Source organism: Streptomyces sp. NPDC044061 (assembly GCF_056434305.1).
This window is the reverse complement of sequence record NZ_JBWKFL010000030.1, coordinates 93,377-108,527: the sequence shown is the minus strand read 5'-3', so window position 1 is coordinate 108,527 and position 15,151 is coordinate 93,377. Positions and strand designations below refer to the sequence as shown.

Sequence of the window (15,151 nt, the reverse complement as noted above, 5' to 3'; positions counted from 1 at the left end):
GCGCTGGAAAAGCCCAGACCCTGGGGCCCGCGGTCCAGAACCCCTCCGGGGCCCCGCCAAGCCACTGGAGGACCACCCGCCCCGCACCCCCCCCCCCCCGCCCCGCCTCGGTTGTGCGAACAACACTGCCGGGGGCCGAGGACGGGGGTGGCGGGGATGGCGGACGCGGCGGATTTGGCGGACGTGGGGCGTGCGAACGAGGTCGGGAAGGAGGGCGGACGGATCGCACCGCTGGACCGACGGGTGTTCGCCGTCGCGGGGGCGGTCTTCGCCGTGCTGATGGCGCTGGCTCCGCGCTACGGTCTCCACCGCGACGAGTTGTACTTCCTCGACTGCGCCAGGCACCTCCAGGCGAGTTATGTGGACCAGCCGGCGCTGGCCCCGCTGCTCGCCCGGGTCTCGCTGTCGCTGTTCGGGGTCTCGGCGGCGGGCCTGCGGTTGTGGTCCGCGCTGGCCGCCGCGGGGACGGTGATCGTGGGCGGGCTGACCGCAAGGGAGTTGGGCGGCGCACGGCGGGCGCAGCTGCTCGCGGCGATCGCGACGGGCACGATGCCTGTGCTGCTGGGCAGCGCGCACATCGCCAACACGACGTCGTACGAAGTGCTGGCGTGGGCTGCGATCGCGTTCGTCGTCGTGCGGATCGGCCGCACCGGCGACACACGGTGGTGGCTCGCCGCGGGCGCGCTGGTCGGCCTCGGCTCGGAGTTCAACCACCTCGCGGCGATCTTCGGGTCCGTCCTGATGGCCGCCGCGCTGCTCAGGGCCTGGGCGCCCCGTCGTCGCGGAACGCCGCCCCGAGCCATCAGACAGATGTGAACGCCTCAGTTCACGGCCTGCTGCACCAGCGCAGCGATCCGCTCCTCCACCTGGGGCGTCACCTCGGTCAAGGCGAAACCGGCCGCCCACATCGGGCCGTCGTCCAGCTTCGCCTGGTCACTGAACCCGAGTGTCGCGTAGCGTGCCTTGAACTTCTCAGCGCTCTGGAAGAAACAGAGGACCTTGCCGTCCTGTGCGTAGGCGGGCATCCCGTACCAGAGCTTGGGCGCGAGGCTCGGCGCGCTGGCGGTGATCACGGCGTGGACGCGCTCAGCCATGACTCGGTCCGAGTCCTGCATCTCGGCGATCTTGTCGAGCACTTCACGCTCCGCCTGCGCCGCCTTGTCCGCGCGCGAGCTCCGGCGCGCCGCCTTCTTGAGCTCTTGGGCATGGTCCTTCATCGCGGCACGCTCCTCGGCCGTGAATCCCTCGTACGCGGAGCTGCCGGTGCTGCTCACCACTGATCTCCCCCATTGTGATCGCGATGTACGGATCTTGAAGCGGGACCCTAGCCCAACTCGTGCAGTTCGTACCACCGTTGGGATTCGGCTGATGTCGTAGCGGCCGCCGTCCGGCCCCGCCGCGCAGGCGGATTGTGCGACCCGGTGCTCTGCAGAGCCAACTTTCCGGTCAGCAGGTCCCGGTGCGCTTTTCGAGGCGGGTACCGTGGCGCAGGGTGATCGACATCAGATCGCTGGGAGCGTCCAGTTCGAGGCGGTGCCAACGGCCGCGGGGGACGACCACAGCGGTGCCGGCCGGCAGACGCACCAACTCTTCCGCGCCGCCTGGCAGGACCGGGCGGAAGTAGAGGCGCACGCCGCCGCGCAGGCAGCACACGGCCTCCTCCGCCGCGGGGTGCATCTCCCAGTGGTCGGCGTGGACGTCGTCGTCGGTCTCCACGTGGAAGGTGGCGATCTGCCAGGCGCCGGAGTCACTGCTCGTCATCCGCCGTTCGGCGGCGTGGACGTCACCGTCGGGGTGGAAGTGCAGTGCGGAGGCGAACAGGTCGATGGCGGTGGTCGTCATGAGTGTGTTCCTTCCAACTGGTTGTCCGGGCGAGCTGAGGTGTGCGGGGCGGGTGCAGCACTCCGGCGGCGGGGCAGGACGGTGGTCGCCACGCCCGCGGCGACCAGGAAGAGGGCGGCTGTGACGGCCAGGGCGAGGGCGTACCCGGCGTTCAGCGCGGCCGGCGTGGTGACCGTGCCGGTGCGGTGTGCGGCCAGGGTGGCGAGAGCGGCGAGGCCTACGCAGCCGCCGAGTTGACGGGAGCTGTTGAGGAGGCCGGAGGCCATGCCGGCCTCGTGCCGGGCGACCCCGGCGGTCCCGGCGGCTGCGACGGGAGCCAGGACGAGTCCGGCGCCGACGCTGGAGACGAGGGACGGGCTGAGCACGTCGCCGAGGAAGCTGCCGCCGGGGCGGATCATGGCGAACCAGATCAGGCCCGCGGCGGCCAGCAGCGCGCCGGGGACGAGGGCCACGCGTGGGGTGCGGTGGCTGGTGACGCGGGTGGCGACGACGGTGCCCGCGACCAGACCGCCGGAGAAGGGCAGGAAGGCGGCGCCGGTGGCCGCGGCACTCATGCCGAGGATCTGCTGCATGTAGAGGGAGACGAAGTAGAACGCGGTGAACTGTCCCGCCGCGGCCAGGAACACCAGCAGGTTCGCGCCGGCGACCCAGCGGCTGCGCAGCAGGCCCAGGCGCAGCAGCGGTGCGGTGGCCCGCGACTCGGCGAAGACGAAGGCGGCCAGCAGTACGGCTGCGGAGGCCAGGGTGGTCAATGTGGTGGCGGATCCCCAGCCGAGGGAGTCGGTGCGGACGAGGCCGAACACCAGCAGCCCGATGCCGCCGGTCGCCAGTACGGCGCCCAGTGCGTCGAGCCTCTCGCGCCGGGCAGGTTGTACTCCTGCGGGCACGCCTGCGGGGACCAGCGAGAGAGCGGCCGCCACTATGGGCAGGTTGATCAGCATCACCCAGCGCCAGCCCGCGTACTCGGTCAGCAGACCGCCCGCCAGCACGCCCAGCGCGCCGCCTGCGGCGTTCACCGCACTCCACAGTCCGAGCGCGCGAACGCGCCCGGGGCCTTCGGCGAAGGTCGTCGTGAGCATGGCCAGCGCTGCCGGCGCCGCCGCAGCCGCGCCCAGACCCTGCCCTGCGCGAGCCGTGATCAGTTGCCAGGGCGCCTGAGCCAGCCCTGCCGCCAGCGAGCACAGTCCGAAGACGGCCAGCCCCAGCACGAAAAGCCGACGCCGTCCGTAGACGTCGCACGCGCGGCCGCCCAGGAGCAGAAACCCGCCGAAGGTCAGTGCGTACACGTGCACGACCCACGAGGAGCCGAGCGGGGTGAAACCGAGGGCGGTGCGGATCGCGGGTAATGCGACGTTGACCACCGAAATGTCCAGCGCCATGACGAACTGGGCGACGGCTGCCGCCGCCAACACCACGCCTGGGCGCCCGGTTACGTTTTTGTACATGTATAGAAAGTAGCCCGGCGGATCGCTCGTGTCGAGTGCTGGGGGATGATGGGCGGCATGCCGCACCCGCCCGCACCGCGTAGATCCCCAGGCCGACCGCCCCGTCTGTCCTTGGAGCAAGTCGTCGAGACGGCTCGCAGGATCGTGGCGGAGGAAGGGGTGGGTCGACTGACGATGCGTCGGCTGGCAGCAGAGATCGGCAGCACGCCGATGGCGCTCTATCATCACGTCCGCGACAAGGACGAACTGCTCGTCCTGCTGCTGGACGACTATGCCGACCGGACGCTGCGCCGATACGAACCGCCGGGCCGGCCCCGTGAGCGGGTCGTGGCCGCGGCCGCCGCGATCCACGAGGCGCTCGCCGCCTGCCCCTGGATCGTGGAGGTGCTGACCGCAGACGACCTGATGTCCACGTCCGCGCTGTGGTTCGTCGAACAGATCGTGGACGGCCTGGTCGGGTGCGGGCTCACTGCCGAGCGCGCGGTGCACGGCTACCGCGCGATCTGGTACTACACCGCCGGAGAAATCCTGATCCGCAAGGCAGCGGCCCGACGCCGCGCCGACGAGGACAGAACCACCTATCGCGAGCGGATCTTCGCCCGGATCGACGAGCGCGAACTCCCCCGCCTGGCGCAGGTCTCGGACCAATGGGCGTCACTGACGGCCGAGGACACCTACTTGGAAGGGCTCCGGTCCCTGGTGGACGGCCTCATCAGCTCGCGCTGACCGCGCAGTCGGGCTGACGGCGCGCCAGCAGGATGCCGCCGAGTGTGCTCTCGGCCGAGGTGAGGGTTGTGTGTGACTCGACGGTGAAGCCGGCATCGTCGAGCCAGGCGGTCATCTGGCCGTGCCGGCGACGATGGACGTAGACCTTCATCGGGTGGCCCCCGTACCCCTGCGTCTTCAATGTCGACTCATCCCCGACATGGAAGCTGAGGAGCAACGGGGCGCCTGGGCGCAGCACTCGACGAAAGTGCCTGAAAACCGAGCTGACCTCGTCGTCGGGCACATGGATCAACGAGTACCAGGCGACCAGGCCGGCCATCGAACCGTCGTCGAGGTCGAGGTCCGTCATGGAGCCGACTTCGAACCGGAGACCGGGGTGGTCACGTCGGGCCACCTCGATCATCCGAGGCGACAGGTCGATCCCGAACGCCTCCACGCCCAGCCGACGCAAGTGAGCTGTGATCCGACCCGGCCCGCATCCCACATCGGCGACCGGTCCCCCACCGGTGGTACTCACCAGGTCGGCGAACACTGCCAGGACCGCGCGCTCTTCGGGCGTTTCGTCCAAGAGGTCACGCACCTGGTCCGCATAGCTCGCCGCGACGGTGTCATAGGACATGCGCGTGTCTTCCAACCAACTGTCGGTGCCCGGTGCGTTCTTCACGCCCTCACGCTATCCAACGGCCCTCGTGGGACACCGAAGACCTCATCAGCGGCGCGAGCCGGCGCGCTTGGGCGGTGCTATGCGCACGCGCTTCTCCACGGGCGCGCTCTCGAGGTCGTCGAGCTGCGCGACGATCGTGCCGCGCAGGTCGTGGTAGTTCTCGAAGGAGTGGTCCTGGAAGAGGGTGTAGCCCGTCCACATGAGGTTGGCGCACACCCGTGCCGGTACCCGGCCGGTCTGGGCGCCCATGCCGACCAACGCCACCGACCGGATGCTGCCCGGCGCCCTGTCGTTCTGCTGGTGGATCGCCTGGAACGCGGCGGCGCAGGCCAAGGCTACGTTCAGGGTCTCACTGACGTTCTGCGATGACGTCTGCATCGTCGGCGTCGAGATCAGGAACCTCGGCGTGACCGCGCCGGAGGCGACGCACACCGCGCTGCCCACCGGGAGGGTCCCCGCGAACTCGCTGCGGATCGCCTTCTGCACGCGCAGCTGGATGCCGGCGCCGAGGTACCGCTTGATGGCCGCGTCGACCCCGCCGTCCATCCGGCCGCGGGAGTTGGTGGGACTGACCCACGCGTCGACGTCCTCGTCGAGGATCGAGCCGCTGCGGATCTCGATCTCGGGGGTGTCGGCGAAGGCCGCCCTCCACGCCTGCACCACCGCGGCGTTGATGTCGGTCAGCACGACCCTGAGCGGTGAGGGCACACGGTCTACGGTCATGGTCTCGCTCCGATCAGCTACGAATGGCTCAACTGGTGGCGACGCTACCGCGCCCCACTGACATCGGTGGTCGGCCGGCCCCACGCCCCAACGCGCCGGGGCGGCACGGTTGTCAGTGGGCTCAACTATGGTCTGGGGCACTTCGCCGATCAGGCATTCCACCCGTGCAGTTCGACCCTTCGGAGCCCTTGCGCCATGAGCGATGACCACACCCCTGCCGCGCCCGACCCGGATGACCCGCTGGCCCTCGCGGAACTGTTCAAGGGTGGCGGTGAGCCCTGGCTTCCGCTGTTGAAGCCGGTCATCGAGGCGCAGCCGGATGCGGCCGCCTTCATCGGACCGGACCGTGGTCCGGAGGTCGTCCCGGTTCGCGAACTGACCTTCCAGGCGCTCAAGCCCAACGCGCCGCACAAGTGGAAGGTCGTCATCTTCGGTCAGAACCCGTATCCACGGCCGGAGAGCGCCACCGGCATCGCCATGTTCGACAACACCTTCCACGACTGGAAGGACAGTCAGTTCGGCAGGGTCGTCAGCATCCGCTGCATCATCAAGGCGGCGGCGATGTGGAAGTACGGCATTCCCAAGAAGACCCCGATAGCCGACATTCGCGCCCTGCTGAAGAATCAGGACACCGTCCAGCCGCCGGAGTGGTTCCAGGCGATGCTCACGCAGGGCGTGCTGCTGTTGAACGCGGCGCTGACCGCCGGCAGCGACGGGGCGGTCGGCACCGACCGGCACACCGGGTTCTGGCGGCCGGTCGCCGAGCGGATCGTCGAGGAGATCCTCAAGGCCAAGCAGAACGCCGAGGAGGAGGACCGTGGGGTCGTCTTCGCGTGGTGGGGAGCGCATGCGCGCAGTCTGAAGAAGGTCGTTCTCCAGCTCCAGAAGAAGTATCCGGAGGTCGAGGTCCGGCACATCGACCACGCCAACCCCGCGGCGCAGGGCGACATCTTCTGCGACGGCGACCACTTCAAGATGGTCAACGACGCCCTCGCGTCCCTGGGCGCCGACGAGATCGACTGGCTGCCAAGCAGCGGCTGGAACCAGGCGGCGGCTCACACCGGCGGGACCGACGGCGACGTCGCCGACCGCATGGGCGCGTTCATCGCCTCCACCATGGAGCTGCACCAGCTCTACCTCGACCGGCTCTCCAGCGTGAAGGACGAGGGGCTCTTCCTTCCCGCGATCACGGGTGTGTTCGACACCCCGCTCATGGACTTCCGGCAGGCCCTCGCCCCGGTCGGCACGCTTTTGTCCGGGCTCGGCCGGCACGTCGACCAGTCGCACGAGTTCGGCAAGCGGCGGGCGGACGAGGCGTCCCACGGCCTGTCCACCGACGCGATCGCCGCGCTCTACCTCTACACCTGCGAGTCCGCGTTCTACCGGGAGATCAACGCCATCCTGCGCTCCCCCGACCGCACCAGACTCCTCCCGTACCTGCCCTATCTGCGGCTGCTGTTCTCGGCGGTCTCACAACTCCCGGCCCGCACAAAGCCGTTGTGGCGTGGCGTCCCGCTGGACCTGCGTGCGCAGTACCCGCTCGGACAGAACGTGACCTGGTGGGGCGTCTCCTCGTGCACGTCCGAGTTCGGCGTGGCCAAGGCGTTCCTCGGCAGCCGCGGAAAGCGGACGCTGTTCGAGGTGGTACCCGCCCGGGCCGTGGGCATCCGCAACTTCTCCGCGTTCACCGGCGAGGAGGAGTTCATCCTGCTGCCGGGCACCCAGCTGAAGGTCACGGACATCAAGACCGAACGCGGCGGCCTGTGCACCGTGAAGCTCACCGAACTGGAAGAGCAGACGCTCGTGTCGTGATCGTCGCGCCGGCGTCGACGGGCGCCGCCGGCACTGGCGCAGGGCAGCGACGTACCACGCGGCGGGTCGGCGTGACGTAGCGCGTGGTCCCGCCGTCCGCTGCGGTCACCGCCGTCGTCCCCAGCGCCAGAGCCTCCTCGTCGCGGCCTGCGGAGCAGGTGGTCCCGGGTGCTCGGAACCGGGCGCGGCCGGCCAGGTGAGAGTGTCCGGGGCGCCCGCCAAGAGGGCCGGTACTGCCTGTGCGTACCGTTCGTCGGTGTTGCCGCCACTGAGTGCCAGGAGTGAGAGCAGGCGCAGGGGGCGGCCGGTGCGGGCGGCAGCTGCGATCTTGTGGTGGCCGTCGAGCAGGTAGTGCACGAGGCTCCAGTGTTCGGTGTCCAGCGGTGGCTCGGCTTCGGTCGAGCAGGCGGCGTTCACCACACTGACGGCTACCGCGGTCGGTACCCCACCCCGGGTGATGGCTTGCGCGTACCGCTCGACGGTCGCGGCATCGTTGGTCTCCGGCGGGTGCATCGGCACGGCGAACTCGAAGAGCCGCGCGCTCCGTCGCCCCGGCAGCGGGACAGGTCGCGGTGTCGCCTCTTCGAGGCGGAAATACGGTGTCCCCGGGTCGTTCGGCGGCTCGTCGGGATACTCGGGAGGCCACGCGAGCCGCTGCTCCCGGCTGAAGTAGTCGTCCTCGGTGCCCGGCGCGGTGAGGCGAGGGACGATTTCGAGCAGCATCGGGCGGTAGGTAGCGGGGTTCAGCAATGCGGTGAACGCTTCCACGACCGGCGGCTCCAGGCCGGTGAGGCCTTCGGCGAGCCGGTCGCGCAGGATGCCCGGCGGCAGGTACGAGTCCGCGCCCGGCAGACGGCTGAACAGCATCGCACACGTCTCACAGAACGACTGGCTGAAGGCTGGAACGCCGTGCACCTCCAGGTATTCGGTCACGGCGAACCCGTTGCTGCCGGGCGGCCTGCTGACGGTCACCACCGGCTCGGCCGTCCTGGACTCGACCGGTTCCCCCACCTCGACAACGAGCGTCACGCTGACGAGCGTAGCCACAGCCGACTTCCGCAGCTCGCGTGGCCCCCGGCATCCCCCGCGTGATCGACCGGGCGTGTCCTCCACCCGAGTCGGCAGGCGAGGGTGCCGCGTCGGGCGAGAGCCGGCTCCAGCGGCGCAGCGCGTGCCGACGTAGTCCGCGCGGTGGCCGTCGTGGTGACCCACACTGGAGGGAGCAGTCCTGGACAGGACGGGGGCACGATCGATGCGCGCATGGACGGTGACCAGGCCGGGGCCCATCGAGCAGGAGCCGCTGCGTTTCGTGGAGCGGCCGGTCCCTGTGCCGGGGTCCGGGGAGCTGCTGGTGAGGGTTCGGGCGTGCGGGGTGTGCCGTACGGATCTGCACGTCGCCGAGGGCGACCTGCCGGTGCGCCGGGCGGGAGTGACACCTGGCCACGAGGTGGTCGGCGTCGTCGCCGGTATCGGTGCGGACGTGAGCGGTTGGGTGGTCGGCGACCGGGTGGGAGTGGCATGGCTGCGTCGCACGGACGGCAGTTGCTCGTACTGCCTGCGTGGCGACGAGAATCTGTGTCCCGGCTCCGAGTACACCGGCTGGGACGCCGACGGCGGCTACGCGGAGTACACGACAGCGCCGGCTGCCTTCGCCTACCGCCTGCCGGCGGACACCGACGACGTCACGCTGGCACCCTTGCTGTGCGCGGGCATCATCGGCTACCGGGCGCTGCTGCGGACGTCCCTGCCTACGGGTGGCCGCCTCGGGCTGTACGGCTTCGGCGGCAGCGCCCATCTGTGCGCGCAGGTCGCCCTGGCGCAAGGGGCCACGGTGCACGTCCTGACCCGCGACGAAGCGTCGAGGCGGCTCGCTCTCGACCTGGGCTGTGCGTCGGCCGGCGGCGCCTACGACCTTCCGCCCGAGCCGCTGGACGGGGCGATCCTGTTCGCGCCGGCCGGTGATCTCGTGCCGGTGGCGCTGCGGGCCCTCGACCGGGGCGGGGTGCTGGCGATCGCGGGCATCCATCTCAGCGACGTCCCGGGGCTGCACTACGAGAGCGAGCTGTTCTACGAGAAGGAGGTGCGCAGCGTCACCTCCAACACCCGGCAGAACGGCCGCGACTTTCTGGATCTCGCGGCACGCTACGGCGTCCGGGCCACCACGCACCCCTACCCGCTCTCCGATGCGCAGCGGGCGCTCGGCGATCTGAAGGCGGGACGCTTCGACGGGGCAGCGGTACTGCTGAACGACCTGTGAGCGCCGGCGCAGGGGCCGCGGGGGGAGCAGCGAGCGGACTTTACGCGCGTGGTTCTTCGTAACTCTCGGTGCCCGTTCATGCGTCATCCGTGCTGCCTGGGGTACTTCGGGACCATGAGACTGAGCGTGGTGGATGCGGGTTCGAACACGGTTCGTCTGGTGGTGGCCGACGCAAGGGACGGAGTGCCGCTGCCGGTGCACACCGCGAAGTGGAAGCTGCGGCTGTCCGAACATGTCGAGGCCGACGGCCGCTTCGGGCAGTCGACCACGAAGCAGCTGGTCACGGCGTTGAACTCGGCGGCCGAAACGGCTCGGCGATGGGGAGCGCCGGAGCCGTTGTCGTTCGCCACGGCCGTGGTGCGCAACGCACCCGACAGGGCGGACGTGCTGCGGGCGGTGCGTACCCAGACCGGGATGCAGTTGTGCCTGCTGCCGGGTGAGGTGGAGGCCGAACTGACCTTCCTGGGTGTCCGGCGGTGGATGGGCTGGCGGTCGGGGCCGCTGGCCCTCTTCGACATCGGCGGCGGGTCTTTCGAAGTGGCCTTCGGTCGTGGTCGCATGCCGGAGTTCACGGCCTCGTTGCCGCTCGGTGCGAACCGTCTGACCAACGAGTTCTTCGGCTGCACCGAGCCGCCCTCCAAGCCCGAGATGCTGGCCCTGCGCCGCGAGGTGCGCCATCAACTGCGTGACGCCGGCGCACGTATCCGCTGGGAGCATCCGCACACCGCCGTCGCCGCCTCACGGACGTTCCAGCAGCTGGCGCGCCTGTGCGGCGCCCCGGCCGGACGCCACGGCCCCTTCGTCGAGCGACTGCTGCACCGCGGCGCCCTCAGACGCGCCGTCGACCGGCTGGCGGCGTTGTCGGCGGCCGAGCGGTCCGAGCTGCCCGGCATCTCCGCACCCCGGGCCCGCCAGAGCCTGGCCGGAGCGATCGTCGGCCACACGGCCATGAAACTCAGCGGCGTCAAGACCCTCGCGGTCTGCCCCTGGGCCCTGCGCGAGGGCATTCTGCTGCGCTACCTGGAGGACGGCGCCGACTGGTGGACCGACCTCGAGCGAGACAGCGGCCAGAGTCTGCGGCTCGACGGAACGACGGTCAGCTCCTTGTCACTGCGCATGGCCGCCCCCGTGCAGACGCCCTGAACCCGCATCCCGCGGGGGGACGTCGGGTGAACGGCTTCCTCGGACTCAGGTCGGGCAGCGGGAGACCGTTGGGGGCTGCCGCTGCCCGACCTGATCACCGGTCAAGGCCGAAGCGGTATGGATCAGGCCCGGGTCACGAGCGCCTGCGGTTCCGTCACCCAGTCGTCACGGTTCGAGAGGGTACTCAGCGGGCCGGCGGCAGCCTGGCCGGCTGTCGCAACGCACGAGGCTCCCGTGCCGTTGAGGAAGACGTACGACGTCTCCGCCCATCGGCGACGGGAGCCTCATTGGGGCTCGGACTCAGCCGGTGACGCGCTCGTTCTCCAGCACAGGTTCGGTCTCTCGCTGTCGCGGGATCACCGCCAGGGAGCGCACCGCCATACCCGCCCGGTGTGCCTCGGCCGCAGCGGACAGCGCACGGGCCGCCTCGTTGAAGCGGACGACGGACGGCGGGTCGGAGGGGCCCAGCAGGTGCAGCTTGAGCTCGGCACGGGCCGTGGCGTAGGTGTCCTTCTCGGGGTGGCGCACGGACTCCATGAGGGCGGGTATGCCGGAGGCGTCGGGAGACAGGACGGCACCCGCCCGGACGGTGGGGAAGGTGTCGCGGAAGTCCTGCTCGGTAAGACCGCTGGTGTTGGCGACGGCGTAGGGCTTCTCACTCGCCAGATAGTCGGAGATGACGCTGGAGACGTCGCTGACCAGCAGGTCGGCCGCATTGAAGCAGGCGTAGACGGTCGGTCGCGCACCGGTGACGATCTGGTGCTCCCACTCCGGCAACGAGGCCCAGTACGCGGCCTCCCAGGCGGCGGTCGCATCGGTCACGGCGGCGGCCCGGCCGGACTCCGGGGCCGACTGGAGCAGCATCCGCTCCGTGTCGTCAGCGCTCGACCTGAACGAGGACGTGGTCAGGCGGTCGAGCTCGGCGCTGCGCCGGGCCAGTTCCTCCGCCGCGGAGGGCGCGGGACGCTCACCGGGGTGTTCGGCGGCTCGCAGAGCGTTCGCGGCCCGGATCATCTCCTTGATCCGCTCGTTCGCCACCGCCGCCCGAGGCTCCACCGAGCCGGTCAGCGGGTGCGGCTTGTACAGCAGGCGCACGGCAGGATCAGCGAGGAGGCCGCGCACGATGTTCTCGCCGGCGTCGATGATCGACGTGTTGCCCGGGTTGCCGTCCCAGCCCTCCCACGTGGGGGCGTAGAGAACCGTGGTGTACCGGCCCACTGGGGCACCGGCGTACGACTCGATCACGTCCAGCTGCGGGCGTCCGATCTCCACGACGTCCCTGTCGTCGATGCCCACGTCCGCCAGGGCGTAGCGCTCGCGAGCCGCCGGTCCGGCCACCCACACCTCGTCGTAGGCCTTCGCGTACGGGTTGCAGCTGGAGAGCTTGTCGCTCTCACCGTGGTTGACGAAGGCGTGCTTGATGGTGGGGATCCGCAGCACCTGCGAGGTCTTGCCCGAGTTCGAGGGGTGGATCAGCATCTTCAGCGTGGAGTGTTCCAGCCGCATCAGGTCGGCGACCTTCGGCAGACACACGATCGGGATGTCGGTGGAGGCGATCTTGTTCACCATGAAGCGTTCCCGCAGCACGATCAGCGGGCGGCCCTCCAGCCGGGCCAGCGGCTCCAGCCACATGTTCGCCTGGTAGGCCGAGCTGGTGCCACCGGAGAAGTACATGCCCACCGTCGGCTGGTACGCGGCGATCCAGGCGTCGAACCACTCCAGTGCCTGCTCGGTCGTCACCGGCCTGCGGCTCGGCAGCAGCCGCGTGAGCAGCGTCGCGATCGCCACGACCGTCAGGGCGATGGACACGCCGATGCCCGCGGCGGCCCACCGGGCCGCGCCGGTCGCGGCGGTGGCCAGCAGACCGGCCGTCGAGGGCAGACCGAAGGTGAGCAGCCGCTGTCCGGGACGCCGCATCAGCAATGCCGGCGGAGCCGCGCTAAGGCGCAGCGCCGAGGCGTCGACGTTCCGGGTCACCACCGGCAGCGTGCGGGTACGCCGTACGACGATCGCGAGCGCCTGGCAGGTGAAGTGCAGGGCGTAGAAGAGCAGCAGAGCGCAGACGAGAACGAGGTACCTGTCCTCGTCCTGCTGCTCCTCGATGCGCAGGATGCCGGTCACCAGCAGGAGATCCCGGACCACCTGGCGCACACCCACGGTCGCGTGCACCTTCCCCAGGGCAGCGGCCATGCTCCCCTGCCAGCGGTGCAGGGCGGCGTCAGCCGCGAGCCCGACAACGGTGGAGACCATCAGCAGGGACACACTGGGCAGGAGGGCGCCCACTGCCTGCGCGACGAACGACACGGCGAGTGCCGTGGGCAACACAAGGCGTCTCACCGCGGCGCGCAACCGGGCGGAGACGGACGATGCTGACACTGTGCCAACTCCAGGCAACTCAACATCCTCGCGCACAGGCCTGCCCACTGGCGCAATCACATCGCCGCCAGCCGGAAACCATCGTGTACGGGTGTTCTTTCTTGATCGGACGGACGGACTTTACCTGTGAGACACCTTCCGTGTCTCTGGTCGACCGCCGAATCCGAGCAGGGGGCGATTTTCGGCCAGCCCCCCAGGCTGCTGTGCCGGCCCAGCAGCTCGCCGGCCGGCACAGCATTCCCGTGCACGCTCTGGGCCCCTTCGCGACGACCGCACCGCGCGGTCGGGTAGCCGGAGCCGGACAGTGGCCCCGCGGAATGCGCTGGTCAGGTGCCCTATCCGCGGCTGGCGGAGATCGTCTTCCGCGTGGAGCCTGGCCGCGTCCCGCCGTCCAGGTGGGTGCCCGCGCGCTGATCACTGTCCGCGTGGACAAGCGTCGCGCGTCGCGAGAGGAACCGTCCCGGCGCCTCCCGGGGAGTGGCGTGACCGAGCCGGACCTCCCAGTAGCCGCCTCGCAGGGTCAAGGAGACCGTGGACAGGGGTGGCACGGTGAGGTGCCAGAAGGTCCTCGCCGGTACGGCCAGGGCCTGAATGAGCACGGCCCGGACGACGGCGGCTTCGGTGATGGCCACCACGTGCCCGGTGTCGGGCGCGACACCGCTCAGCCAGTCCGTCGTTCGACGGCACAGCCTGCGTACGGACTCACCTCCGTGTGGCGCGGCGTCCGGGTCCGTGAGCCAGGCGGTGAACCCGTCGGGGTCGCTTGCGGCGACGTCGTCGACGGTGTGTCCGCGCCATACGCCGAGGTCGAGATCGCGCAGTGCGGGTTCGGCGACTGCCACCAGCCCGAGAGCGTCAGCCGTCTGCGAGCAACGGATGGAGGGCCCTCGGACGGCCAGGTCGTAGGGAGGGAGCGCTGCCACCGCGGCGCCTGCCATGCGCAGGCTGCGCTCGCTCAGGGGAACATCGCCGAGGAGTGGATCAAGGGTGGCGTCACCACCGGGCACACAGAGAAAAGTCAGGCGGATCGTCATGGAACCGACCTCCTTCGTGGTTGGCCCGGCGTGGCCCCGGAGAGCCGAGGGCCGAAGCCACGTCGTGACCCATGTGCTCCAGGTTCGGTGAGAACCTGCCCCCGCAACATCCGTCAGGTGTCCAGCACCACCCCGCCAACCGGATGCCGCGGCCCCGCCACCCGGCCGTGCCCGACGGGCCGGGCGCTCCTGCTCGGCGGGTGTGCGTCGTGCGGTGGGCGCCCGGCATGCCGTACGCCCACTCCCGCATCGACGAAAGCGACCGACGCCCAGTGATTACTCCCAGTGACGAGCCCGTCGATCGGCATGACCGTGCCTGAGCCGTGCCGGGCCCTACAGTCGGGCAGTCCTAGAAGGAACCCGGTGACCAGCGCCGCCACCGCTTCCGGAGTCTCCGGAAGCATGGGGTGGGCTGCGTCGATCCGATGGACGCTGATCGCCGGCCGGGTGCGGGTGAGCACGGCCAGTTCGTCGAAGACCCCTCGTGCGATCCGGGCGCTGAAGTCCGCGAACCACTCCACGCCAGGCGCAGGCGGTACCCGTCGGCCGGCCTGTACCAGCAGCAGCGGGCAGCCGACCCCGTCCAGCCATTAGGTGACGCCGAGCGCGCCGAGCGTGTGGAGTTCGTCGACGATCTCCAGCGACTCCTTCCGTTCCGGCAGCGTCTGCCACCTGCCGTCGGGCAGCGGGCGTGCGGGCAGCGGCCTCCGCAGGTCGGCGGGAATCCCCGGCCGGGCGGAGTTGCCGACCTGCTCCTCGATGTACTCGGGTGGCGCGATGGCACCGGCCGACGCCAGCAGTCCCTCACTCAGCCGTTCAGCGCCGGGGTACCCGCGTCCCCACCAGAAGCCGTCGAGATGCACGGCGGCACGGGCACGGTGCGGGTTCGCCCGGGCTTACTCGACCGCGACCATTCCAACGAGGGAATGTCCTCAGCAGTTCGGGCACGGGATCAACGGCCCCTGAATCCGATGGGCCCCCGAACCCGCAGGCGCGGTGCCACGAGGCGTCGAACAACGCACCGGCGGGGGGGGGGGGGGGGGGGGGGGGGGGGGGGGGGGGGGGGGGGGGGGGGGGGGGGGGGGAGGAGGGGGGGGGGGGGGGGGGGGGGGGGTGGGGGGGGTGTGGG

At 70.4% G+C, this 15,151-nt stretch carries 15 protein-coding genes; 5 read left to right on the top strand and 10 right to left on the bottom strand.

Annotated features, from left to right (window positions below; translation table 11 throughout):
• The first annotated feature begins 156 nt into the window (after positions 1 to 156).
• Positions 157 to 816: an ArnT family glycosyltransferase gene (locus tag AC07CM_RS36475; RefSeq protein ID WP_478880781.1), complete on the top strand. Its 660-nt coding sequence runs from the start codon at positions 157 to 159 to the stop codon at positions 814 to 816.
• Between the two features lie 5 nt (positions 817 to 821).
• Here the strand turns inward: AC07CM_RS36475 and AC07CM_RS36470 are convergent, their stop codons facing one another.
• From AC07CM_RS36470 to AC07CM_RS36460, 3 genes are all read right to left on the bottom strand, one after another.
• Positions 822 to 1,274 carry an iron chaperone gene (locus AC07CM_RS36470; protein WP_478880780.1) on the bottom strand — a complete coding sequence of 151 codons (453 nt, stop codon included), beginning with the start codon at positions 1,272 to 1,274 and terminating at the stop codon, positions 822 to 824.
• Positions 1,275 to 1,446: 172 nt separating this feature from the next.
• Positions 1,447 to 1,842 carry a cupin gene (locus tag AC07CM_RS36465; RefSeq protein ID WP_478880779.1) on the bottom strand — a complete coding sequence of 132 codons (396 nt, stop codon included), beginning with the start codon at positions 1,840 to 1,842 and terminating at the stop codon, positions 1,447 to 1,449.
• Complete coding sequence (locus AC07CM_RS36460) at positions 1,839 to 3,287, bottom strand: MFS transporter (RefSeq protein ID WP_478880778.1); 1,449 nt, start codon at positions 3,285 to 3,287, stop codon at positions 1,839 to 1,841. Before AC07CM_RS36460 ends, AC07CM_RS36465 begins: the two co-directional genes overlap by 4 nt.
• 57 nt (positions 3,288 to 3,344) lie before the next feature.
• Between AC07CM_RS36460 and AC07CM_RS36455 the strand changes: the two genes are divergently transcribed.
• Positions 3,345 to 4,013, top strand: coding sequence for a TetR/AcrR family transcriptional regulator (locus AC07CM_RS36455; protein ID WP_478880777.1), 669 nt, complete (start codon positions 3,345 to 3,347; stop codon positions 4,011 to 4,013).
• Here AC07CM_RS36455 and AC07CM_RS36450 read toward each other — a convergent pair.
• Together AC07CM_RS36450 and AC07CM_RS36445 are read right to left on the bottom strand one after the other, a co-directional pair.
• Positions 4,000 to 4,632 (bottom strand): class I SAM-dependent methyltransferase, encoded by a 633-nt coding sequence (locus AC07CM_RS36450; protein ID WP_478880785.1) that lies wholly within the window; start codon positions 4,630 to 4,632, stop codon positions 4,000 to 4,002. The genes AC07CM_RS36455 and AC07CM_RS36450 overlap by 14 nt on opposite strands.
• Before the next feature lie 90 nt (positions 4,633 to 4,722).
• Positions 4,723 to 5,400, bottom strand: a complete 678-nt coding sequence (locus AC07CM_RS36445) for a macro domain-containing protein (protein ID WP_478880776.1) — start codon at positions 5,398 to 5,400, stop codon at positions 4,723 to 4,725.
• A 195-nt stretch (positions 5,401 to 5,595) separates the two neighbouring features.
• On the opposite strand from AC07CM_RS36445, the gene AC07CM_RS36440 reads away from it, so the two are divergent.
• Positions 5,596 to 7,212, top strand: coding sequence for an ADP-ribosyltransferase domain-containing protein (locus AC07CM_RS36440; RefSeq protein ID WP_478880775.1), 1,617 nt, complete (start codon positions 5,596 to 5,598; stop codon positions 7,210 to 7,212).
• Between the two features lie 105 nt (positions 7,213 to 7,317).
• Here AC07CM_RS36440 and AC07CM_RS36435 read toward each other — a convergent pair whose 3' ends face one another.
• Complete coding sequence (locus tag AC07CM_RS36435; RefSeq protein ID WP_478880774.1) at positions 7,318 to 8,241, bottom strand: hypothetical protein; 924 nt, start codon at positions 8,239 to 8,241, stop codon at positions 7,318 to 7,320.
• 223 nt (positions 8,242 to 8,464) lie between these two features.
• Here AC07CM_RS36435 and AC07CM_RS36430 point away from each other — a divergent pair, with 223 nt between their 5' ends.
• Positions 8,465 to 9,469, top strand: a complete 1,005-nt coding sequence (locus AC07CM_RS36430) for a zinc-binding alcohol dehydrogenase family protein (protein WP_478880773.1) — start codon at positions 8,465 to 8,467, stop codon at positions 9,467 to 9,469.
• 114 nt (positions 9,470 to 9,583) lie between these two features.
• The gene (locus AC07CM_RS36425; RefSeq protein ID WP_478880772.1) at positions 9,584 to 10,612 is read left to right on the top strand and encodes a Ppx/GppA family phosphatase; all 1,029 of its coding nucleotides are present in this window, start codon (positions 9,584 to 9,586) and stop codon (positions 10,610 to 10,612) included.
• A gap of 300 nt (positions 10,613 to 10,912) precedes the next feature.
• Here AC07CM_RS36425 and AC07CM_RS36420 read toward each other — a convergent pair whose 3' ends face one another.
• The 4 genes from AC07CM_RS36420 to AC07CM_RS36405 form a co-directional block, all read right to left on the bottom strand.
• Positions 10,913 to 12,934, bottom strand: a complete 2,022-nt coding sequence (locus tag AC07CM_RS36420; RefSeq protein WP_478880784.1) for a hypothetical protein — start codon at positions 12,932 to 12,934, stop codon at positions 10,913 to 10,915.
• A gap of 389 nt (positions 12,935 to 13,323) precedes the next feature.
• Positions 13,324 to 14,022 (bottom strand): histidine phosphatase family protein, encoded by a 699-nt coding sequence (locus tag AC07CM_RS36415; protein WP_478880771.1) that lies wholly within the window; start codon positions 14,020 to 14,022, stop codon positions 13,324 to 13,326.
• 113 nt (positions 14,023 to 14,135) lie between these two features.
• Positions 14,136 to 14,543 carry a hypothetical protein gene (locus tag AC07CM_RS36410; RefSeq protein WP_478880770.1) on the bottom strand — a complete coding sequence of 136 codons (408 nt, stop codon included), beginning with the start codon at positions 14,541 to 14,543 and terminating at the stop codon, positions 14,136 to 14,138.
• Positions 14,544 to 14,612: 69 nt separating this feature from the next.
• The gene (locus AC07CM_RS36405) at positions 14,613 to 14,885 is read right to left on the bottom strand and encodes a hypothetical protein (RefSeq protein WP_478880769.1); all 273 of its coding nucleotides are present in this window, start codon (positions 14,883 to 14,885) and stop codon (positions 14,613 to 14,615) included.
• Positions 14,886 to 15,151 lie beyond the last annotated feature (266 nt).

Excerpts from the sequence above, each read along its gene's own strand:
- AC07CM_RS36475 (WP_478880781.1), top strand. The coding sequence starts at position 157 with ATGGCGGACGCGGCGGATTTGGCGGACGTGGGGCGTGCGAACGAGGTC.
- AC07CM_RS36465 (WP_478880779.1), bottom strand. The coding sequence starts at position 1,842 with ATGACGACCACCGCCATCGACCTGTTCGCCTCCGCACTGCACTTCCAC.
- AC07CM_RS36460 (WP_478880778.1), bottom strand. The coding sequence starts at position 3,287 with ATGTACAAAAACGTAACCGGGCGCCCAGGCGTGGTGTTGGCGGCGGCA.
- AC07CM_RS36455 (WP_478880777.1), top strand. The coding sequence starts at position 3,345 with ATGCCGCACCCGCCCGCACCGCGTAGATCCCCAGGCCGACCGCCCCGT.
- AC07CM_RS36450 (WP_478880785.1), bottom strand. The coding sequence starts at position 4,632 with ATGTCCTATGACACCGTCGCGGCGAGCTATGCGGACCAGGTGCGTGAC.
- AC07CM_RS36445 (WP_478880776.1), bottom strand. The coding sequence starts at position 5,400 with ATGACCGTAGACCGTGTGCCCTCACCGCTCAGGGTCGTGCTGACCGAC.
- AC07CM_RS36440 (WP_478880775.1), top strand. The coding sequence starts at position 5,596 with ATGAGCGATGACCACACCCCTGCCGCGCCCGACCCGGATGACCCGCTG.
- AC07CM_RS36430 (WP_478880773.1), top strand. The coding sequence starts at position 8,465 with ATGCGCGCATGGACGGTGACCAGGCCGGGGCCCATCGAGCAGGAGCCG.
- AC07CM_RS36425 (WP_478880772.1), top strand. The coding sequence starts at position 9,584 with ATGAGACTGAGCGTGGTGGATGCGGGTTCGAACACGGTTCGTCTGGTG.
- AC07CM_RS36415 (WP_478880771.1), bottom strand. The coding sequence starts at position 14,022 with ATGACGATCCGCCTGACTTTTCTCTGTGTGCCCGGTGGTGACGCCACC.